The sequence below is a fragment of the Notoacmeibacter ruber genome (genome assembly GCF_003668555.1).
Taxonomy (GTDB): domain Bacteria; phylum Pseudomonadota; class Alphaproteobacteria; order Rhizobiales; family Rhizobiaceae; genus Notoacmeibacter; species Notoacmeibacter ruber.
This window is the reverse complement of record NZ_RCWN01000001.1, coordinates 614618-636043: the sequence shown is the minus strand read 5'-3', so window position 1 is coordinate 636043 and position 21426 is coordinate 614618. Positions and strand designations below refer to the sequence as shown.

General features: G+C 60.9%; 21 protein-coding genes. 7 read left to right on the top strand and 14 right to left on the bottom strand.

Translation table 11 applies throughout. The features are described 5' to 3' along the window. Positions 1-61 precede the first annotated feature (61 nt). The 4 genes from D8780_RS02950 to D8780_RS02935 all read right to left on the bottom strand — a co-directional run bounded on the left by D8780_RS02950 (position 62) and on the right by D8780_RS02935 (position 3382). The gene (locus D8780_RS02950) at positions 62-1039 is read right to left on the bottom strand and encodes a beta-ketoacyl-ACP synthase III (RefSeq protein ID WP_121644288.1); all 978 of its coding nucleotides are present in this window, start codon (positions 1037-1039) and stop codon (positions 62-64) included. Further along, positions 1036-2157 carry a phosphate acyltransferase PlsX gene (gene plsX, locus D8780_RS02945; protein ID WP_121644287.1) on the bottom strand — a complete coding sequence of 374 codons (1122 nt, stop codon included), beginning with the start codon at positions 2155-2157 and terminating at the stop codon, positions 1036-1038. The genes D8780_RS02950 and plsX overlap by 4 nt, the downstream gene beginning before the upstream one ends. Positions 2158-2244: 87 nt before the next feature. Further along, on the bottom strand, positions 2245-2799 hold the full coding sequence (locus D8780_RS02940) for a YceD family protein (protein ID WP_121644286.1): 555 nt from the start codon (positions 2797-2799) through the stop codon (positions 2245-2247). Then, on the bottom strand, positions 2792-3382 hold the full coding sequence (locus D8780_RS02935) for a ubiquinol-cytochrome C chaperone family protein (RefSeq protein ID WP_121644285.1): 591 nt from the start codon (positions 3380-3382) through the stop codon (positions 2792-2794). Before D8780_RS02935 ends, D8780_RS02940 begins: the two co-directional genes overlap by 8 nt. 129 nt (positions 3383-3511) lie before the next feature. Between D8780_RS02935 and D8780_RS02930 the strand changes: the two genes are divergently transcribed. After that, complete coding sequence (locus tag D8780_RS02930) at positions 3512-3997, top strand: outer membrane protein assembly factor BamE (protein ID WP_121644284.1); 486 nt, start codon at positions 3512-3514, stop codon at positions 3995-3997. Positions 3998-4090: 93 nt separating this feature from the next. Continuing rightward, the gene (locus D8780_RS02925) at positions 4091-4999 is read left to right on the top strand and encodes a DMT family transporter (RefSeq protein WP_121644283.1); all 909 of its coding nucleotides are present in this window, start codon (positions 4091-4093) and stop codon (positions 4997-4999) included. A 65-nt stretch (positions 5000-5064) separates the two neighbouring features. Here D8780_RS02925 and D8780_RS02920 read toward each other — a convergent pair whose 3' ends face one another. The 10 genes from D8780_RS02920 to D8780_RS02875 form a co-directional block, all read right to left on the bottom strand. Beyond that, complete coding sequence (locus D8780_RS02920) at positions 5065-7227, bottom strand: sodium-translocating pyrophosphatase (protein ID WP_121644282.1); 2163 nt, start codon at positions 7225-7227, stop codon at positions 5065-5067. A 118-nt stretch (positions 7228-7345) separates the two neighbouring features. Continuing rightward, positions 7346-8578 (bottom strand): MFS transporter, encoded by a 1233-nt coding sequence (locus tag D8780_RS02915; protein WP_121644281.1) that lies wholly within the window; start codon positions 8576-8578, stop codon positions 7346-7348. Then, complete coding sequence (gene nusB / locus D8780_RS02910) at positions 8575-9069, bottom strand: transcription antitermination factor NusB (RefSeq protein ID WP_121644280.1); 495 nt, start codon at positions 9067-9069, stop codon at positions 8575-8577. Before nusB ends, D8780_RS02915 begins: the two co-directional genes overlap by 4 nt. Positions 9070-9104: 35 nt before the next feature. Beyond that, a complete protein-coding gene (locus D8780_RS02905) occupies positions 9105-9719 on the bottom strand; it encodes a riboflavin synthase (RefSeq protein ID WP_121644279.1) in 615 nt (204 codons plus the stop codon). Further along, the gene (ribD, locus tag D8780_RS02900) at positions 9719-10786 is read right to left on the bottom strand and encodes a bifunctional diaminohydroxyphosphoribosylaminopyrimidine deaminase/5-amino-6-(5-phosphoribosylamino)uracil reductase RibD (RefSeq protein ID WP_245412372.1); all 1068 of its coding nucleotides are present in this window, start codon (positions 10784-10786) and stop codon (positions 9719-9721) included. Before ribD ends, D8780_RS02905 begins: the two co-directional genes overlap by 1 nt. A gap of 109 nt (positions 10787-10895) precedes the next feature. Beyond that, the gene (gene nrdR, locus D8780_RS02895) at positions 10896-11429 is read right to left on the bottom strand and encodes a transcriptional regulator NrdR (RefSeq protein ID WP_121644278.1); all 534 of its coding nucleotides are present in this window, start codon (positions 11427-11429) and stop codon (positions 10896-10898) included. Positions 11430-11504: 75 nt separating this feature from the next. Beyond that, positions 11505-12806 (bottom strand): serine hydroxymethyltransferase, encoded by a 1302-nt coding sequence (gene glyA, locus D8780_RS02890; protein ID WP_121644277.1) that lies wholly within the window; start codon positions 12804-12806, stop codon positions 11505-11507. Between the two features lie 275 nt (positions 12807-13081). Continuing rightward, positions 13082-14353: a L,D-transpeptidase family protein gene (locus D8780_RS02885; RefSeq protein WP_121644276.1), complete on the bottom strand. Its 1272-nt coding sequence runs from the start codon at positions 14351-14353 to the stop codon at positions 13082-13084. Positions 14354-14654: 301 nt separating this feature from the next. Beyond that, entirely contained in the window at positions 14655-15167 is a 513-nt protein-coding gene (gene ldtR, locus D8780_RS02880; protein ID WP_121644275.1) for a transcriptional regulator LdtR, read from the bottom strand. 163 nt (positions 15168-15330) lie between these two features. Beyond that, complete coding sequence (locus D8780_RS02875) at positions 15331-15810, bottom strand: DUF6163 family protein (protein ID WP_245412241.1); 480 nt, start codon at positions 15808-15810, stop codon at positions 15331-15333. A 188-nt stretch (positions 15811-15998) separates the two neighbouring features. Between D8780_RS02875 and hemB the strand changes: the two genes are divergently transcribed. From hemB to D8780_RS02850, 5 genes are all read left to right on the top strand, one after another. Beyond that, positions 15999-17003: a porphobilinogen synthase gene (hemB, locus tag D8780_RS02870; protein WP_245412240.1), complete on the top strand. Its 1005-nt coding sequence runs from the start codon at positions 15999-16001 to the stop codon at positions 17001-17003. 140 nt (positions 17004-17143) lie between these two features. Then, a complete protein-coding gene (locus tag D8780_RS02865; protein ID WP_121646321.1) occupies positions 17144-17593 on the top strand; it encodes an RDD family protein in 450 nt (149 codons plus the stop codon). A gap of 212 nt (positions 17594-17805) precedes the next feature. Next, complete coding sequence (locus tag D8780_RS02860) at positions 17806-19638, top strand: sodium:proton antiporter (protein WP_121644274.1); 1833 nt, start codon at positions 17806-17808, stop codon at positions 19636-19638. A gap of 29 nt (positions 19639-19667) precedes the next feature. Then, on the top strand, positions 19668-20420 hold the full coding sequence (locus D8780_RS02855) for an arginyltransferase (protein WP_121644273.1): 753 nt from the start codon (positions 19668-19670) through the stop codon (positions 20418-20420). Between the two features lie 91 nt (positions 20421-20511). After that, complete coding sequence (locus D8780_RS02850; RefSeq protein WP_158598425.1) at positions 20512-21426, top strand: DMT family transporter; 915 nt, start codon at positions 20512-20514, stop codon at positions 21424-21426.

The window sequence follows — 21426 nt, the reverse complement described above, 5'->3', positions numbered from 1 at the left end:
GGTTGCTCCCTCTGGTTTCGCTAGAGGGTAGGTCGCCGACGCCATTTCGGCAAGTCGGTGTTTATACGCGCATCAGGATCGCGCCCCAGGTGAAGCCACCGCCCATCGCTTCGAGCAGCAGCGTATCACCCGGTTTCACACGCCCATCCTGCACGGCCTCATTCAGGGCAAGCGGGACGGAGGCCGCAGACGTATTGCCGTGCTTGTCGACGGTCATCACGACATTATCCATTGAAATACCAAGCTTTTTCGCTGAACCCTCGATGATCCGGCGGTTGGCCTGATGGGGGACGAGCCAATCGATTTGGCTGGGTGCAATGCCGGTCTGACCGCAGACGTTTTCGATGACATCGGTAATCATGCCAACTGCGTGGCGGAAAACTTCACGACCTTCCATCCGCAGCTTGCCGACGGTTTGTGTGGAAGAGGGGCCGCCATCCACATACAGCTTTTCCTTGTGCGATCCGTCGGAGCGCAGCGAGACGGCAAGAATCCCGGCGCCTTCATCCGGCGTGTCGGCATCGACATCCTGCAATTCCACCACCATGGCCCCGGCACCGTCGCCGAACAGCACGCAGGTCGTCCGGTCCTCCCAGTCGAGAATACGCGAAAAAGTCTCCGCACCGATGACCAGGGCGCGCTTGGCAAGTCCGGCTTTCAGATGCGCATCGACCGTCGCCAGCGCATAGATGAAGCCGGTGCAGACGGCAGCAACGTCAAAGGCATAGCCGTGCGAGATACCGAGCCGATTCTGTATTTCGACCGATGTGGCGGGAAAGGTGTTGTCCGGAGTCGCCGTCGCTACGACAATCAGGTCGATCGATTGCGCGTCCACGCCCGCATTCTCCAGCGCAGCTTTCGCCGCGTCGGCGCCAAGAGACGCTGTGGTCTCGGTCTCGCCTGCAATATAGCGCTGCCGGATACCCGTACGCTGAACGATCCACTCGTCAGAGGTGTCGATCATCGTTTCCAGTTCCGCATTGGGAACCATACGTTCAGGCAGGGCCGTGCCCACACCCAGCATCACGGTGCGTTTCATTTCTTTTTTCCTGTCTGCCCTTTCGGGGACGGCTCCGGGGTTTGCGAACGCTCACGTGCGAAGCTGGATGCCTCGGTATCCTCATCACCTGGAGCGGGGATGCGATCGGCGTGAAACCGGTCCAGATCGTCGTGAATGCGATGCTGGAGATTGCCCTTCGCCAGATCGGCCGCAAGCGCGACCGCGGCTGAAAAGGCTTCGGCATCGGCGCCGCCATGGCTCTTCACCACGAGCCCGTTCAGCCCCAAAAAGACGCCGCCATTGGCACGGGCGGGGTCCATCTTCTCGCGCAGCTGTCGAAATGCGTCACGGGCGAAGAGATAGCCTATCTTGCTCATCATGCTGCTCTGCATGGCTTCACGCAGATAGCTGCCGAGCTGCTTGGCGGTTCCTTCCGCCGTCTTCAACGCAATGTTGCCGGCGAAGCCCTCGGTGACGACCACATCGGTCACGCCCTGGCCGATATCGGTGCCTTCGACAAAGCCGCTGTAATGAAAGGTGCTCAGGCGCCGCTCCCGCAGGATGCGGCCGGCCTCCTTGACCTCTTCCTGACCCTTGATATCCTCGGTTCCCACGTTGAGCAGGCCGACTGTCGGGCACTCCTTGCCGAAAAGCGCACGCGCCATGGCTGCGCCCAGAATGGCAAAATCAACAAGCTGGACAGCGTCCGCGCCAATTGTCGCGCCCACGTCGAGCACGATCGCTTCGCCCTTCAGGGTCGGCCAGATCGCGCCGATGGCCGGGCGATCAATATTGGCCATGGTGCGGAGGCAGAATGTGGCCATAGCCATCAGGGCGCCGGTATTGCCCGCCGAGACGGCGACATCCGCCTCATGGGTCTTGGTCGCCTCGATCGCCTGCCACATGGACGATTTGTAGCGGCCCGAGCGCAGGGCCTGGCTCGGCTTTTCGTCCATGGCGACGGCGACGTCGGTATGATGAACGGTCGAAGCTCTCTTCAGGCGCGGTAGATCGGCGATAACCGCTTCCACCTTGGCTTCGTCGCCATAAAGACGAAAAGACAGGTCGGAACGCGCACCGAGCAAAATTTCAAGACCTGGCAGGATCGTTCCTGGCCCATGATCCCCGCCCATCGCGTCAATGGCAATCGTTGTCAAACCGGTCGCATTCCTCTGTCGTCAGCGAAGATCGGGGACCATAGTGTTTTCCCGCTTCGATACAACGCTTTTCTCATTTCATCGGGGTCAATGCGGCTTCAGCGCTGAAAGAACGGCGAACGGATTTTCGCCCTCCGCAGCCCGATCCCTCTCGCCGTCCACATCGTCCGGCAAGGTTGCTCCCTCCCGCTTCGGATAAAGCGGTATCGCGAGTTCAAAGAATTCCTCCGCCAGAGCGCCCACATCGATCCGTCCGTCCGAAAAGGTCTCCGGCAGGTCGTCTCCCTCGGCCGCAACAACGATCTCGCCTTCGATGATCTCTGGGCGAGCCAACCGGCTGTCCTCCGGCACAAAGACCGTCTCGACCGCCTCTTTTATCGCCGTATGAACCGGCTCCAGCGTCACGATGCAGGCCTGACTTATATTGGCTGTCACTTCACCGCGAATTCGCACGCCGCGCCCCTTCCACGGCGACAGATGCAAACGATAGGAAAAATCCTCGACTGCTCTGAGGTCGTGCGCCTGCGCCAGCGAGCCGAGCTGTTTCGCGTCGGCCTCGGCTTTCACGACAAGGCCCTTGGCCGGCAAATTGGTCGCGGTCACCACATGGGAGACCGGACTGGTCGGATGAGGTTCAGTCATGAGCGTCCTCCTGAATTGAAACTGTCTCGGTCGCCGTTGTCAGTATCGTTCCTGCGCTGGGAAAACGAAACGCGCCGGCCAGCAAATCCTCGGCGCTGGTCTTGTCCAGCGAACGGGCTGCGGTGGCGGTGTAGATAGAGAGCGGTTCCGGGTCCGCGTCGAGAGCCCCGGCAAGCGCGTTGCGGCGGAGAGCAGAGGCGAGCGCATTGCCGTCGCCCTCATCCAGCGCGGTGCCATAGGCTTCAAGCCGGCCATAATACATCTTGCCCATCGTCTTCATGCGGTGGCGCATAGCCAGATCGCCTATACCGAGTTCGCGCTGGGCGCGGTCGACATCGGTGAAAAAGCGGTCTGTCACATCCTGAGCGAGATCTTTCATCTCCTCGCTCGTTTCCAGACGCAGGCGCCGCACGACAAGCGCCACATGAAGCGCTAGCATCTCGAAGCGGCCGAGTGGCGTATCGGGAACATGCGCCATCTGATAGAGGCCTGCATCGCGACTGGCGGTCACGATGGCGCCATACAGACCCGTCATCAGCTCATCTGCAGAGGGTGGTTGACGGGAGAAGAAACGTTTGAACATGAATGCTATCCGCTCGGCTGCGTTGCAAGGCTGGTTGCACGGTCGGGGAAGCTGGTTTACCCAATTGCCGCACTGGCTGGAACCCAGCGGCAAAACCGGAACGCTGCCTACCAATTGTGTTGAGGGGAAATGGTCGTGAACAATTGCAAAATCAAGCTGGCAGTCGTTGCGGCGGGCTTTCTGGCCTTGCCTCTTGCCGGCTGCAATTCCACCGATGCCCTGAAGCTCAATGAGGAATTTCAGCAAGGCTACGTGATCGATGAGGATGCGCTGGCCGCAACCCCTGTGGGTTCGTCGCGCGAGCAGGTCCTTCTTTCGCTCGGCTCTCCCTCGATAAAGCGCGATTTCGGGCAGGGCGAGCGATATTATTATATTTCGCAGATCCGGCAGCGACCGGTCGGCTTTGCGCAGCGCCGCATCGTCGACCAGCGCGTTCTCGCCGTCTCCTTCGATGAGGATGGCCGAGTCAGCAATATCGCCAATTACGGCCTCAAGGACGGACGTGTCTTCGATTTCATCGGTCGAACCACCCCGACCGGCGGACGCGAAACCACCTTCATTGGCGGCGTCCTATCCGGACTTGGCCGAGGCGCGCCGAGCGCAGGCGGCTTCTAAGCCCTTTCACCACATTGCCCTGCGGCCCGGACGGCGCGCCGGGCAGCGTCCGGACTCCCGTTTCCGGGCGGCAACGACAGGGAGATGTTCAGCATGAAGGAAGATCGGCCGTTTCTCGGCATCGCGTTGATGCTCGGCTTCTGCGCCATCATCCCGCTTGGGGATTCCATGGCGAAGATCCTGGGAGGGACGGTGCCGCTGGTGCAGCTTCTCGTCGTGCGAATGGTCTGTCAGGCGCTGATCCTGCTGCCTATCGTCTATCTTGCGCGCATCCCTTTTCGTCTCGACCCAAGACACATGCAAATCGTCATTTTGCGCACCGTCATCTTCGTCGGCGCCATGGCGACCATGTTTACCGCGCTGCGCTTTCTTCCGCTTGCGGACGCGGTGGCGATCGCATTCGTCATGCCCTTCATCATGCTGTTTCTTGGGGCGTTGATCCTGAAAGAAGAGGTTGGCCCGCGCCGCATCGCGGCATGCACGGTGGGCTTTGCGGGGACACTCCTCGTTATACAGCCGAGCTTTGTCGAAGTCGGCCTGCCCGCGCTTCTGCCGCTGCTCGTCGCCGTTCTCTTTGCCTTCTATATGCTTGTCTCAAGACCGATCGCGCGGGATTGCGATCCGATCGCTCTGCAGGCATGGAGCGGATTACTCGCCGGACCACCGCTTCTCTTGCTGTTCGTTTTGACATGGTCTCAGGACGGACCGGTTTTGGGCGCGATCATACCGAACACGACAGAAGCGCTGCTCATGGCCGGCATCGGCATCTTCGGTACCGGCGCTCATCTTCTGATGACCTGGTCCCTTCGCTTTGCGCCCTCCGCAACGCTCGCTCCGATTCAGTATCTCGAAATTCCAGCCGCCACCTTCTATGGATGGTTGATCTTCCGTGATTTGCCGGATGGCCTCGCCGCGATCGGCATAGGCGTCATCATCGCCGCCGGTCTTTACATTCTTTACCGGGAGCAGAGCCTGGCGCGGCCGCGTCCTCCGGAAGCGTAACGAGAAAGGGCCGACGGATGAACCGCCGGCCCTCTTTTCAAATTGGGCATATGCCGTGCCGCCTCTTAACCGAGATGGGCAAGCACCGCGATCAGCAACAACGCCATGATGTTGGTGATCTTGATGGCCGGGTTGACCGCCGGGCCTGCCGTATCCTTGTAGGGATCTCCGACCGTATCGCCCGTCACCGAGGCCTTGTGGGCTTCGGAGCCTTTTTCATGGCGTATACCGTCCTTGTCGACGAAGCCGTCCTCGAAGCTCTTCTTGGCATTGTCCCAGGCTCCGCCACCGCTCGTCATCGAGATTGCAACGAACAGGCCATTCACGATCACGCCGAGCAGCGAAGCGCCGAGCGCGGCGAAGGCGCTGGCCTTGTCACCGCCGGTGACCAGAAGCACACCGAAATAGACGACCAGCGGCGCGAGAACCGGAAGAAGCGACGGAATGATCATCTCCCGGATGGCCGAGCGGGTCAGCATGTCGACGGCGCGGCCATAATCAGGCTTTTCGGTACCCTGCATGATGCCCGGCTTTTCACGGAACTGCCGGCGCACTTCCTCGACCACGGCGCCACCGGCGCGTCCAACCGCCGTCATGGCGATGCCGCCGAAGAGGTACGGGATCAGACCGCCGAAGATCAGGCCAGCCACCACGTAGGGATTCGAGAGGTCGAACGAGACATCGCCGAGCCCTTCGAAGTACGGATATTCCGCGCTGTTACGCGCGAAATAGCGCAGATCGTTGGCATAAGCCGCGAAGAGCACCAGAGCGCCAAGGCCTGCGGAGCCGATAGCGTATCCCTTGGTCACAGCCTTGGTTGTGTTGCCGACCGCGTCGAGCGCGTCGGTCGTCTGGCGGACCTCGCCAGGCAGGTCGCTCATTTCCGCAATGCCGCCGGCATTGTCCGTCACCGGGCCGAAAGCGTCGAGCGCGACGATCATGCCGGCAAGGCCCAGCATGGCCGTAACCGCGATGCCGGTGCCGTAGAGACCGGCGAGCTGATAGGTCGCGATGATACCCGCCACGATAACCAGTGCCGGCAGCGCCGTCGCCTCCAGGCTGATAGCCAGTCCCTGGATGACGTTGGTGCCGTGACCGGTCACCGATGCCTGGCTGATCGAATTGACCGGCCGCTTGTCGGTGCCGGTGTAGTATTCGGTGATTACAACGATCAGGCCAGTCACGATCAGGCCGACAATACCGCACAGGAAGAGGTTGAAGCCGTTGATGACGAACTCTTCACCGGCGAGGCTCTCGACCGTACCGACATCGCCGAAGCCGATCGTCAGCCAGTTGGCGATTGCCATGCCGACGATCGACAGAAGCCCCGTCACGATGAGCCCCTTGTAAAGCGCTCCCATAATGGAGCCCGTAGCGCCCAGTTTGACGAAGAAGGTGCCGACGATCGACGTGATCAGGCAGACCGCGCAGATGGCCAACGGATAAAGCATGACGCTGGTCACCACACCGGTACCGGTGAAGAAGATCGCGCCGAGAACCATGGTTGCCACCACCGTCACGGCATAGGTCTCGAAGAGGTCTGCGGCCATGCCGGCGCAGTCTCCGACATTGTCGCCCACATTGTCCGCGATGGTCGCCGGGTTCCTGGGATCGTCTTCCGGAATGCCTGCCTCGACCTTGCCGACGAGGTCGCCGCCAACATCCGCACCCTTGGTGAAGATGCCGCCGCCGAGGCGCGCGAAGATGGAGATGAGCGAAGCGCCGAACCCTAGCGCGACCAAAGCGTCGATCACGGTGCGGCTGTCGGTCTCATAGCCGAGAAAGCCGGTCAGGACCCAGTAATAGACAGAGACGCCGAGCAGCGCTAGACCCGCGACCAGCATGCCCGTAATCGCACCCGACTTGAAAGCGATATCAAGACCGCCGGCGAGACTATGAGCCGACGCCTGAGCGGTGCGGACATTGGCGCGGACGGACACGTTCATGCCGACAAAGCCCGCTGCTCCCGAAAGGACAGCACCGATCAGAAAACCGATCGCGGCCGACAGGGAGAGAAGAAACCATGCCAGAATGAAAACGACGACACCGACGATGGCAATGGTCGTGTATTGACGATTGAGATAGGCCGTTGCGCCTTCTCGGATGTAGCCTGCGATCTCCCGCATGCGTTCATTGCCCTGATCGGCCGCCAGCACGGACTGTGTCGCCCACACGGCATAGGCCACGGACAAAAGGCCGCATAACACGACCAGAAGAAGCACCATCATTTTTGTATATCCCTCCCTGACCCCTGTTCGAGGCCGTTGAAGCCGGGCCCTCTGGACCGCTCTGGGAGACCGGTCCGGCCCGTCAATGAGGGAGATTGAACGGCTACAGAACCTTAGGTCAATATGCCGAGCGTTTCTTCTCCATCGAAGTCACAAATATCAGTGCAACAACGCAGATCGCCACAACGGGAAAGACCACCATCACCACACCATACCAGCCAAGCGTGTTGAGAACCTGCCCGCTCATTAGAGAGGCGAAAGCCACCATCCCGAACAGCATGAAATCGTGCACGCCCTGGACGCGGCTCTTTTCCGCGTCGCTATAGGTCTCAGACACGATCGCGGTGGCGCCGATGAAGCCGAAATTCCAGCCGAAGCCGAGAAGAATGAGAGCCAGCCAGAAATTGGCGAGATCCAAACCTGCCAATGCGACTGCCGAACAGGCCGCAAGAAGGCCGAGGCCGACGAGAACGATCGGCACCTTGCCAAAACGCTCGATCAGCCGCCCGGTAAAGAAGGACGGGGCGAACATGGCAAGGACATGCCACGAAATACCGAGGGTCGCTTCGTCGGCGGAATGGCCGCACTCCACCATGGCGAGCGGAGCGCCCGTCATCACGAAGCTCATCATCGAATACGAGCCGATGGCGCAGAGCAGTCCGACCATGAAACGCGGTTGCGTCAGTATTTCCCCGAGCGGCCGAGCGGTTTCCGCATGAGCGATTCCGGCTGTCGCCTTTGCCGGAGGCAGTCGCATGAAATTGAGCAGAAAAGCGCCGATCAGAGCCAGGGCGATCAGGCCGACGAAAGCGCCGGCAAACGGGACGGCAGGCGCGAAAGCGTCCTTGGTCCAGATAACCAGTTGCGGGCCGATAATGGCCGCGAACACGCCGCCGGCCAGCACCCAGGAGATGGCTTTCGGCTTGAAGCGAGCCGGCGAGGCGTCGGCTGCCGCGAACCGGTATTGCTGAACGAAGCTGCCGCCGATTCCGACGGTCAGAAGACCGATGGCAAAGAGCCAGAAGTTGACGGAGAAAAGCGCCATCGCCGACAGAATGCCACCGAGCGCGCTGATGAAAGCGCCCGAGACGAAGCCGCGGCGCCGGCCGATTGCCCGCATGAGCGCGGCGGCGGGCAGCGCACCAAGCGCGATCCCGACGCTGTAACCGGCCACGGGAGCGGTTGCCAGAGACTTGTCGTCGCCGAGCAGATAGCTGCCGGCAATGGCCCCGAGAGAGATGCAGATGGGCGCGGCAGCGCCGACGATGGCCTGTCCGGCCGAGAGGATGAGCGCGGTGTGGCGCGCGGTACTGAGCGCGGCGTCTTCTGCTTCGGCCGCGACAGACGTCATGAGGTCTTCCGATCGGGCGACTGGCGCAGATGGCGCGCAATGCGGTCGAGCGCACCGTTCACCAGCCCCGGCTCCTGCTCGTCGTAAAAGGCGCTGGCGACATCGACATATTCGCTGACGATGACGGCTGTCGGTACATCCGGGCGGTGCGCGAGTTCGAACGCCCCAGCACGAAGGATCGCGCGCAGCGTGGAATCCAGGCGGGACAAGGGCCAATCATCCGGCAAGGCCCGGTTGATCACCGGATCGATCGTCTTCTGATTGGTGACGACGCCCGAAAGAATCGAACGGAACCAGGCTGCGTCCGCTTCCCGGTACTGTTCGCCGTCGATCTCGCGTCCCAGCCGAAACCGCTCATATTCCGCAGTGGTTTCGAGGAGGCCGGTGCCGCCAATATCCATCTGATAAAGCGCCTGCACCGCGGCGAGCCGGGCAGCACCCCGTTTGTTGGCAGCTCGCGCCTGCCTCATTTCCTTTGCCTCTTCGGCCATGTCAGCTCCGGTTCTTCTGCCCTTGTGGCGGCGTGTTACGCTTCGCCTGCAGCTTCCGCAAGCCGTGCCGCATAGCGCGCCATCGTATCGATTTCGAGATTGACCTCGTCTCCGGCCTGCCGTTCTCCCCAGGTCGTCACACTCAAGCTATGATCGATCAGCAGAACATCGAATTGTGCTCCGTCGACGGCATTGACCGTGAGCGACGTTCCATCCAGCGCCACCGATCCCTTTGCCGCGATGAATTTCGCCAGATGATCGGGAGCAAGAAGAGTGAAGCGAACGGCATCGCCCTCGGACTGGCGCTCCAGAATCCGGGCGGTGCCATCCACGTGGCCGGATACGATGTGGCCGCCGAGTTCGTCGCCGAGACGCAACGCCCGCTCCAGATTGACGCGTGTCCCCTCCTCCCACGAACCCGCTGTCGTCAGCCGAAGGGCTTCTTCCCAAGCCTCCACCTCGAACCAGCGCTCGTTCGATTCGCGCTCGGACAGCGCAACGACGGTTAGGCAAACGCCTCCATGGGCAATGGAAGCGCCAATCTCGATTGTCGCGGGATCGTAATTCGTCTTGATGCGAAAACGACGGCCGCCCTCGCGCGGGCTGATCGTATGGATCTCGCCGATATCAGTGACAATTCCGGTAAACATCAGTTGTCCCGTACCCATTCCTCAAATCGATCCGGCCCCAGCATTCGGCGGTCCGTCAGACGAAACCCCTCCGGCATCGTTTCCGACGTCAGGGGAGATCTTATGGCCGGCGTACCAAGACGGTGCGGGCCCGTATAGAGCCAGATGCGGTCGACCAGACCGTCGGCGAGAAGCGATTGCGCGACTTCGGCGCCGCCCTCGACCATCAGCGATCCAAGTCCCCTCGCGGCAAGATCCTCCAGAAGCTCCGGCAGAGCGAGACGTCCACCCGCCCGTTCCGCGCCGATAATCACCGCACCATTGGCTCTCAGGGCTGCCGCTCTGGCCCCGGCCTCTTCCAGAACCGTCGCCACGAGCAGGGGAACGGCGGGCGCGGTCTTGACGAGCTTGGCACCGAGCGGCAAACGCCCTGCCCCGTCGAATACGATCCTCGCCGGAAATCGTTGCTCCAGTCCGGGCAGTCGGCACGTCAGTTGGGGGTCGTCGGCCAGAGCCGTTCCGATACCGACCCCGATGGCATCCGTCTGCGCCCTGAGGGCATGCACATGGCCGCGAGCTATACTGCCGGTGATCGGAAACTGTCCTTCGCCCGGACGACCGATCATGCCGTCAGCGCTCACGGCCATCTTGAGCGTGACGTGACACCGCCTGCGGAAGGTGCGCGAGAGATAGCCCGCCATCACGCCCGCGGCCTCTCCGGCCAATACCCCGGTCGTGACCGCAATGCCGGCCGCTTCGAGCATTGCAAAGCCTTTTCCCGCAACACGGCCGTCGGGGTCGGATGCCGCGCAGACGACCCGGGCGATGCCGGCGTCGATCAGCGCCTGAGCGCAGGGCGGAGTGCGTCCGTGATGCGCGCAAGGTTCCAGTGTCACATAAGCGGTCGCGCCCCGCGCAGCCTCGCCAGCCTCCGCCAGAGCGACGGTCTCGGCATGCGGGCGGCCTCCGTGGGCGGTGACTCCCGTGCCGACGATCCTGCCCTTCGGCGAGACGATCAGAGTGCCCACGGCAGGATTGGTGCCGGTTCGGCCGAGATTGCGACGCGACAGGCGGATTGCCGCAGCCATGAAGCGGCTTTCGATCTCGCCAACATCGGTCGCGCGCGGGCCGGCGCCGAGCGGTCGCGGTGCGACACCGTTTTTCGGCATCTGCTGCGGAGCCGTCGTCATGGAGCCGTCAGTCGCCTGCCCTGTCATTGACGTCGGCGCGCGGTACGCCGTCCTCGCTCACTTCGGACAGCTCTTCGCCGGCCTGACCGGCAGGACCGCCCAGTTCACCCAGAAGATCCTGAAAATCCTTGGCTTCGCGGAAATTGCGATAGACGGACGCATACCGGACATAGGCGACGTCATCCATGCTCTTCAGAACGTCCATGACGAGATTGCCGATGATCTCCGCCTCGATCTCGGATTCGCCGGAATTCTCCAATTGCCGGACGATGCCGGAGACGGCGCGCTCGACCCTGTCGGGTTCGACATTGCGCTTGCGCAGCGCCGTTTCGAAAGATCGCGCCAGCTTGTCCCGGTCGAAGGGCACCTTGCGGCTCGACCGTTTGATCACAACCAGATCCCGAAGCTGAATGCGCTCGAAAGTCGTGAAGCGCCCGCCGCAATCGGGGCAGACACGTCGGCGGCGAATGGCCGCGCCGTCCTCTGCAGGACGACTGTCCTTCACCTGGGTGTCCATTGATTGGCAGAAAGGGCAGCGCATGAAAAAGCCTCGCGGAGCGGATTGCTGCGCGAGGCCTTAGAGCGTTTCTGTGGCAGTGAAAAGACCGCCGCCAGCTCAGTCGAGATGCGGATAGATCGGGAAACGGCTCGTCAGCGCTTCCACCTTCTCCTTGACCGCAGCTTCGACCCGGGCATTGCCCTCCGGATCATTCGACTTGGACAAGCCATCCAGCACTTCGGCGATCAGATTGCCGACCTCGCGGAATTCGTCCTTGCCGAAGCCGCGTGTCGTCGCCGCCGGCGTGCCGAGGCGGACGCCGGACGTAATCATCGGCTTCTGCGGATCGTTCGGAACACCGTTCTTGTTGCAGGTGATGCCGGCACGGCCGAGCGACTTTTCGCTGTCCTTACCGGTGAGATTCTTCGGGCGAAGATCGACCAGCATGAGGTGGGTGTCGGTACCACCGGAGACGATCGCAAAGCCATGGCCGACCAGCGTTTCGGCCAGAACCTTGGCGTTCTCGACCACATTGTGCATGTAGTCCTTGTAAGCGGGCTTGAGCGCTTCGCCAAAAGCGACGGCTTTGCCGGCCACAGCATGCATCAGCGGGCCGCCCTGCAAACCGGGGAAAACCGCCGAATTGATCTTCTTGGCGATATCCTCATCATTCGTCAGCACCATGCCGGCGCGCGGGCCGCGCAGCGTCTTGTGGGTCGTCGTGGTGACGACATCGGCATGGGGGAACGGGCTCGGATGCTCGCCACCGGCAACGAGGCCGGCGAAATGCGCCATGTCGCACCAGAGCTTTGCGCCTGTCTTGTCGGCAATCGCACGGAAACGTTCGAAATCGATCTGGCGCGAATAGGCCGAACCGCCACAAACGATGATGGTCGGCTTGTGCTCGAGGGCCAGTTCCTCAACCTGATCGTAATCGATCAGTCCGGTCTCGAGATCGAGACCATACTGCACGGCATTAAACCACTTGCCGCTCATGTTCGGCTTGGCGCCATGCGTCAGGTGGCCACCGGCATCGAGGCTCATGCCGAGAAGCGTGTCGCCCGGCTTGGCCAGCGCCAGCATGACGGCCTGGTTCGCCTGCGAGCCAGAAGACGGCTGAACGTTCGCGAATTCGCAGTTGAAAAGCTGTTTGGCGCGGTCGATGGCGAGGTTCTCGGCGATATCGACGAATTCGCAACCACCATAATAACGGCGGCCAGGATAGCCTTCCGCATATTTGTTGGTCAGTACCGATCCCTGCGCTTCCAGCACCGCCCGCGAAACGATGTTTTCGGAGGCGATCAGCTCGATCTCATGCTGCTGACGGCCAAGTTCCTTGCGGACCGCGTCGAATACCTCGGGGTCGCTCTGCTCGAGCGTATCGGAAAAAAAGCCGTCGTGACGCGCCTGGATGTTCATGCGCCTGCTCCTGTCGTACGTCTTGGTCCGGGTGGGTCCCTGGTGTCGATTAACGCGGCCGCCCTTGCGATCACCCACTTGGCTCTCGCGACGTCCCCGTCGGGAAGAAAGCGCCTTAGCAGTTTGACCAGCGACCATCAATCCGGTGATCGCTATGGGTCAATCAGATTTATCTGTCAGACAGGCCCTGCCCGGACCCTTGGAAGGATACCGGGCGCAGAAAAAAGAAAGGGCCGCGCGATGGCGGCCCGATCAACATCAAATAGGCGAACGTCTCACATCGCGCTGGTTAGCTGCAGATCAGAGGATCCGTCGCGGCCATAAATGTCGTCGCGGAAATGAACCACGCCATTCCCCGTAGACCATGCGGTGATGTAGGTGAAATAGTTCGGCACAGGCTCGCTGAGGTGAACCGGCTCCGACTCGCCAGTCTTGATCTGCGCTTCGATCGAGCGGCGGTCCCAGCCGGGCGTATCACGCAGCAGCCAGACCACAAGGTCACGGACGTTTTGAACGCGGACGCAACCGGAGCTTTCGAAGCGCATGAGCTGGTTGAAGAGGCCCTGCTGCGGGGTGTCATGCATATAGACGGCATGAGCATTCGGGAAATTGATCTTCACGCTGGCCATGGCGTTGATCTTGCCCGGGTCCTGGCGGAAGCGAAGCTTGCCGACATAATCGGGTGTCGCCGGATCATGCCAGTCGATCGAGCGGGGATCGATCTCGTTTTCCAGATCGCCGTGATTGTAGATGCGGATCGCGTTCTCTGCGAGGTAGTTCGGATTCTTCTGCATCAGCGGAACGATATCCTTGCGGATGATCGATTCCGGTGCATTCCAGTACGGATTGATGATGATCTCGTTGATCTTGGAATTCAGGATCGGCGTCTGACGGCTGACCTTGCCGACAATGGCGGTATGGCGCTGAACGACGCGTCCACCTTCGACAGCCTCAATCTCGGCGGCTGGAATGTTGACCACGACGTAGCGATCGCCAAGGAAGCTGTTCGCCATCGTCTCCAGACGAACCAGGTTGGTGCGAAGCTGCATCAGCCGTGTGGAAACCGGCACATTCATCATCTTGAGCGTGTATTCACCGACCACGCCGTCCGCCGGCAGGCCGTGACGGGTCTGGAAGCGCTTGACCGCCGCGTCGACATAGGAATCGAAAGCGTTGCTCATGCCCGCATTGCGGTCCAGATCGCCCGACACCATCAGGCGCTGGCGAAGGGGACCGACCGACGGATCGACCACGCCCAATTCCAGTTTGACAGTGGCAGGCACGTTCGGCCAGCCACCGGAGGCGTTGATCATCTCGTAGTTCGAGATCGCCTGCTGCACATAGGACAGGGTGGCAGGGCTGAAAATCGGCTGGGTCGTGATGACCTTCTGATCGCCGGAGTAGTGGCTGTCGAACTGGTCGTTCCAAGCACTGCGGCCGTGCGTATTGAAGATCTGCTGAAGAATCTGGTCAGCTTTCGCGCCTGTGGCCGACGAAAGAGCCATGACTCCTGCTCCGGCAAGAAGATGACGGCGTTTGATCTGCATGGAAGTCGGATCCCGCTTTGTGTTTTCACGCAACACCGGCAAAAGCCGGAAAGTAAAATAGTAGCGCGGGTTCCCTTAAGGATTCGCTAACCAATGCGACCTTTTGCCGTTAGACCGTCCAGCGATCAGATAGCGATAGCCCCCGCACCTGCCGTTTCGTGGTGCGCCGTGAATATGGCGTGAGAATGACCCGATACGCCCGGGAGCCGATAAAAACGCAGAAGCGCCAGCGGCCCGACCATCGCATCCGCGCCAATCGGGCCAGACTGGAGATGGCTTCGAAACAAAGCCGGATCGGGCGTTACATGCGGTAGGCGATCGTGTCGTTCCAGAAGCGGTCCAGACGCTGGAGCGCACGGTTCATCCGCGTGAATTCATCTTCGTCGATTCCCGCAACGGCCTCGATCGAAGAGATATGCCGGTTGTAGAGGCCCGCAACCACTTCCGCGATTTCATGACCTTCTTCCGTCAGCGAAATTCGAACGGAACGGCGATCGACGCGGCTCTTCTGATGATTGATGAAGCCGAGATCGACCAGCTTCTTCAGATTGTAGGAAACGTTGGAGCCGAGATAGTAGCCCCGCGAACGCAGTTCTCCGGCGGTCAGCTCGGAGTCGCCGATATTGAAGAGAAGCAGCGCCTGCACGGCGTTGATGTCGCTGCGGCCCTGACGTTCGAATTCATCCTTGATGACATCCAGAAGACGGCGATGCAGCCGTTCAACCAGATGAACCGATTCCATATAGAGGTCGCGAATTTCGCCGCTCTTCAGTTCGGCTTTGGGTGCGGCGGTACGCAGATTTGTCCTGCTCATTGTCTTGTTCCTTCCAGTCTGACGCTCCGGCGGGAACGGTTTTCCGTTCTTCTCACCATGCAGCCACACTGCACCCGGCACATAAAATTCGACTTAAAGGTCTCGCTTAACGAAGGCTTTCAAAAAGCGAACTGAATCAGAGAGTAAACGGATCGTGAGTCGTTCACGATTGCTCAACCTCAGCACGCCTGTGCTTGCGGGCCTCGTGCATCATCTGAAAGCGCCAGGCGGCGTAGAGCAGTATGACGAGGAGGTGTAGCGTCACGATCAGCGGTCGCGCGCCGAACTCTCCCGGGAACACCAGATACATTGTCAGTTCGATGCCGGCCGCGCAGAACCAGAGCACCGTTCCCCAACTGGCGAGCATCCATAGGCCAGAAGCTGCGAAGGGATACAGCACTGCCAGAGTGCAGGCGGCCACGCGCCAGGCCACGGTCATCGTATCGAAGCGCCAGTCCGGACCGGTGTGCCAGCCGATAAGACGCAGCCAGTAGCCTATGCCCCATGCCATGCCGAGAAGAGCCAACAGGCGAAGAAAGACGACATACCCGTTCTGGGACAGGCTTGCATGCTGATTCAGGAAGCTGCCGGCAGCGATAGCGTTGCCTTCGCTCTCCTCCACGGCTTCGCCCGCGTCTGCCAACTGTCTTTTTCGCCACCACTGAATCATACCGACGGATGATGGCTACGACATTGGCAACTGCCAAGCGGGCACGGTTGCTGTGCACCGAAAAGACTGGCAGGAACAGCCGAACACGACGATGAGAAGCGCTCGCTTCGCTCATAATGGAAGGCTCCGGCAACCCGATGTTGAAGAAGAATTCGTTTTCGATGCGCCGGACAGTGGACGAAATCACCGGTTCGCATCGCCTGCGCCGTATGCGAAAGACCGACTGGTCGCGGCGGCTCGTCGCCGAGACCCGGTTGACGGTCGACGATCTGATATGGCCCTGCTTCGTGACCGAGGGGGAGGATTACGCCGAGCCGATCGATGCCATGCCGGGGATCAGCCGACTCTCTATCGACCGCCTTGTGGCCCAAGCCAAACGCCTTGCGGCTCTCGGTGTGCCTGCCATTGCCCCCTTCCCCCACATTTCCGGCGACCGGAAGGATGAGCGCGGCAGTCACATTCTCGACGACGACAATCTGATGAACCGGCTTATCAGCGCTCTCAAGGCGGACGTGCCTGAGATCGGGATCATTTCGGATGTGGCGCTCGATCCTTTCACCAGCCATGGCCATGACGGAGTGCTGCGAGACGGCATCATTGTCAATGATGAGACGGTCGAGATTCTCGCCGAAGCCGCGGTCGGTCAGGCCCGGGCGGGATCCGACATCATCGCGCCATCCGACATGATGGACGGGAGGATCGGCGCGATCCGCGATGCTCTCGACGCCGCCGGCTATCAGGATGTGGCGATCATGAGCTACTCGGCGAAATACGCGTCGGGTTTCTACGGCCCCTATCGGGATGCCATCGGCACACGCGGTCTGCTGAAGGGTGACAAACAGACCTATTATCTCTCGCCCACCAGCACGGAAGAGGCTCTCAGAGAGGTCGAGCAGGACCTCGCGGAGGGCGCCGATATGGTGATGGTCAAGCCGGGACTGCCCTATCTCGACATCTGTCAGCGGGTGAAGGAAACGTTCAAGATCCCCACCTTCGCCTATCAGGTATCCGGTGAATTCTCGATGATCGAGGCGGCATCGGCTGCGGGAATGCTGGACCATGACCGCGTGATGATGGAAAGCCTGATGGCCTTTCGCCGCGCCGGCGTCGACGGCATTCTTTCGTATTTTACGCCTCGCGTCGCCGAACTGCTTGCGGAGCACTGACCCGACTTTCTCCGTCCGTTTGCACCGGGATCGGGCGCCACCTACATGTCTGTAGCGCGATTGACGCGACGGCAAGCCCAACACAGGTGGATGGAACAGTGAGCCAGACAGATGCCAGAACATTCGGCGGCAGCGATACGATGGAGCGACCGCAGACGCGGCTGGACGAGCCCGCTCTTTACGACGGTGTCCTCAGCCGGCGTGTCTTCGCATTCATCTTCGACTGGACGGTCGTGGCGGTGCTGAGCTTGGTGGCCGGCGTGCTGGTTTTCTTTCTCGGCATCCTGACGCTCGGCCTGGCCTGGCTTCTCTATGGTGCGATCTTTCCGCTTGTCGGCCTCGTCTATACCGCGTTCACGCTGGGCGGCTCCTCTCAGGCGACCCCTGGAATGCAGATTTTCGGCCTGAAGATCGAACGCCTGGATGGAAAGCCGCTCGATCCGCTCTGGGGGGCTTTGCATTCGGTGCTGTTCTGGACAGGTAACATTTTCCTCACGCCCTTCATTCTCCTGATCGCTCTTTTCACCAACCGCAAGCAGACGGGCCATGACCTGCTTCTTGGAACGGTGGTGGTTCGCAACCTCCGCTGAGAGGCGTTTTCTTCAGCAGGTCGTTAGCGCCGCTCGGACCCCCGGGACAGGCGTACTCTCACGGCGCGAGACCTGCCGAAACACGATTGGCGCGTGGAGCCGAAAGGAGGGAAAAGTTTTTCCGCCTTCTACATGTGCCGATGATAACTCTCTTTTTCACCGTCCACGCTTGGCGTATGTTCCCGGCTGACTATGGGGGACCAGTCGGCTAAATGGGCGACTTTCACATCTGGGCGACATTTCTCGTCATCGGGCTGACCATTGCGGCCTATGTCAGCAACCGCTTCACGCTCGAGGCAGTCAGCATCGGGTCTCTGGCGGCGCTGCTCGCTCTTTTCACACTGGTGCCTTTGCAGGGCCCCGGCGCGGCGCTTCCGCCCGAGCAGCTTCTGAACGGTTTCGCCAACCCCGCCCTCATCAGCGTCCTCGCGCTCATTATTGTCGGACAGGGCCTCTTCGCTACCGATGCGATGGATCGGCCCGCGCGGATGATCAGCAAGTTGGGCGGGCGATCCGCGACGCTGTCCGTCACGATCACGCTTGTCGCGGCTGCGATCCTATCGGCCTTCCTCAACAACACGCCCGTTGTCGTCATCTTCATACCGGTGATGACCGTGCTGGCCGCCCAGCGCAATCTGGATGTCGCAAAGTCGCTGCTTCCTCTCTCCTATCTCTCGATTCTCGGCGGCATGACAACGCTGATCGGTTCATCCACCAACCTTCTGGTGGCGGGTGTCGCTGCCAAGCAGGGCCTGCAGATCGGCATGTTCGACATTACTGTGCCCGGCGTTGTCCTACTTCTTTGCGGCGGTCTCTATGTGCTGTTCTTCGTCCCAAGACTGATCGGACGCAAGGATAACGCCGCAGCTCGAAAGCGATCCGGCGCCGGCGCCCAGTTCATCGGTGAAATCCGGGTCGGTCCCGATCACCCCTTTGTTGGCATGGAAAGCCGCGCCGGACTTTTCCCGGGACTGCGCAACCTCATGCCGAGGATCATCGAACGGCGCGGCGTCAAGATTCTCCCGCCCTTTGAGGACGTCGTCATCAGCCAGGGTGATCTGATCGTTCTGGCGGGCACGCGTAAGGCGTTCATGCAGGCGCTGGCGCGTGGAACGCGCAGCACGATGGTCGGCGAAAACGACGACGATCCCAGCTCGGCAGAGACCCCCAGCACACCAGGCCCGGATTATCAGGTCGTCGAGGCGATCGTCGCTCCCGGTTCCCGCCATAGCGGACGAACGGTCCGCAACTCCGGCATCCAGACGGAGCATGGCGTCGATGTGCTCGCCGTGCAGCGCAGGAGCCGTATGGGGCGGCTTTCGATGGGCGATATCAGGCTCGAGCCGGGCGATATCGTTCTGGTAGGCGGCCGTAGTGAGCGGCTGATTGCGATCCGCGACAATCACGACCTTCTCTTGATGGAATGGAGCGCCGAAGCTGTCCCGCAGACGCAGAAGGCCTGGCTGGCGCTTTGCATATTTGCCGGTGTCGTGCTTGCAGCGCTGAGCGGGATCGCACCGATTTCCATTTCGGCAACCGTCGGCGCCGTTCTGATGGTGGCGACCAACTGCCTTACGCTCACTCAGGCCAAGCGCGCCTTCAACGGACAGATATTCCTCCTTGTCGGAGCGTCGATCGCGGCGGCGACGGCTCTGGAAGAAACGGGCGGCGCGCAGTTTCTGGCCGAAGCTGTGATCGCCGCTATGGGCGCATGGCCCACGCCGTTTGTTCTCTCCGGCTTCTTCCTTTTCGTCGCCATACTGACCAATTTTCTTTCCAACAATGCGACGGCCGTTCTGGCGACACCAGTCGCCCTTTCGGCTGCCGAGCTTGCCGGCATTCCCGCCGAAGCCATGGTCGCGACGGTCATCTTCGCTTCCAACGCTTCATTCGCCACGCCGATGGGCTATCAGACCAATCTGCTGGTGATGGGTCCAGGCGGCTACAGCTTTGGAGATTTCGTCCGGACTGGCGTTCCTCTCGTCATTATTCTTTGGGTTGCTTTCAGTCTTTTCGCACCGTGGTATTATGGGCTCTGGAACTGACCGGACAGCGAGACCACATTACCGGGACGATGACGCAGCATCCGACCAAGACGCCGCAATTTTTTCTAACCTCCCCTTCGGTCTGTCCTTACCTGCCAGACCAGCAGGAGCGGAAGGTCTTTACGCATCTTGTCGGCGACCGCGCTCCCGAACTCAACGACCTGCTGACGCAGGGCGGTTTTCGCCGAAGCGCCAATATTGCCTATCGGCCGGCGTGCGAGACCTGCCGGGCCTGCGTTTCGGTCCGCATTCTAGCGGAGGAATTTGCGCCGTCGAAAAACCAGAAACGCGTTCTGAAACGCAATTCCGATCTGGTTGGCACCCTCTATCCGGCAGAGCCGAGTTCCGAACAGTATGATCTCTTCCGGGATTACCTTCTGGCGCGACACGCCCATGGCGGCATGGCGGAAATGTCGGTCCTTGATTATGCGATGATGGTGGAAGACAGTTTCGTCGACACGCGGGTCATCGAATATCGCAGACGCGGCCCGGATAGCTTCCTCACCGGCGAGGGAGAAGGCGAACTCGTCGCCGTCGCGCTGACGGACGAAATGTCCGACGGTCTCTCGATGGTCTATTCCTTCTACGATCCAAAACAGGAAGACCGATCGCTCGGCACATACCTCATTCTGGACCATGTGCGACGGGCGCGCGAAGCGGGCAAGCCGCATGTGTATCTCGGCTATTGGGTCAAGGGCTCCAGAAAGATGGCCTATAAGATCCGCTTCCAACCGCAAGAACATCTGATGCCTGCCGGCTGGGAACGCTACCAGCCCGACTGACCGCCGATTTCCTGCAAAGCGGCACCTGTCGACAGCCCGCCGTGAGCCGTCTATGGCCCAACCGCGGCACGATGTTTTCAGCAGGAACGAGATGAATAAGACAGGACCGAGGCCCTTATTGCTGGGCTATGCGCTCGCATTGACGGGCGGACTGACCCTGACCTTCGACATACCCACATTGCGACTGGCCGACGCCAACCTGGCCTCGGCCCTACTTTTCCGTTCGATGCTGGAAGTGCTGGCTGCCATTGGCATCTGGGCGGTCTGGCGCTCGCTCAGGAAGGACGCGCCACCGCTCATTCCCGGCTGGCATGGCCTTCTCGTCAGTCTCTTTTACGGAACGGGATCGATCGTCTTCGTCACTGGCGTGGTCGCCTCGGCCGATGAGGGCGCAACAGGCGCGATGCTGTTTCTTCTTGCGACGAGCCCGCTGATCGCGGCCCTCCTCGCCTTTTTCTTTCTTGGCGAACGACCAGCCCCCGCCACCTGGATCGCGCTTATCCTCGTTCTGCTCGGCGTCGGGTTGATCGTCGGCAATCCCACGGCTGGAAGCGGTTTCGTCAAACTCTGCGGCTTCGGCGTGGCAAGCCTGATCGCCGGCGCCATTACCGTTTCGAGATGGAGCGGCAAATCCATGGGTTTCACCCCGCTGATCGCCTGCGTTCTACCTGCTCTCATGGGAGGCATGATGCTGGTGGATGGCGAAACAGCGCCTGAGGTCGGCTCGTGGTTCTGGCTTGCTGTGAACGGGGCGATCACGCTTCCGATCGCCTTTTTCTGTCTGGCACAAGCGCCGCGATATATACCGGCGCCTCAGGCGGCTCTTTTCTATCTGCTTGAGACCACCATAGCGCCTATCTGGCTTTTTCTGATCTTCGGCGAGGGCATCACCCCGCTTTCGCTTTTAGGCGGCGCGCTCATCGTGGGCGCCGTAGCTTTCGACACGGTCTGCCAGATAAGACGGCGGCGGCGTGAGCGACGGACGGTCCCGTTCCGCGGCGCCTGA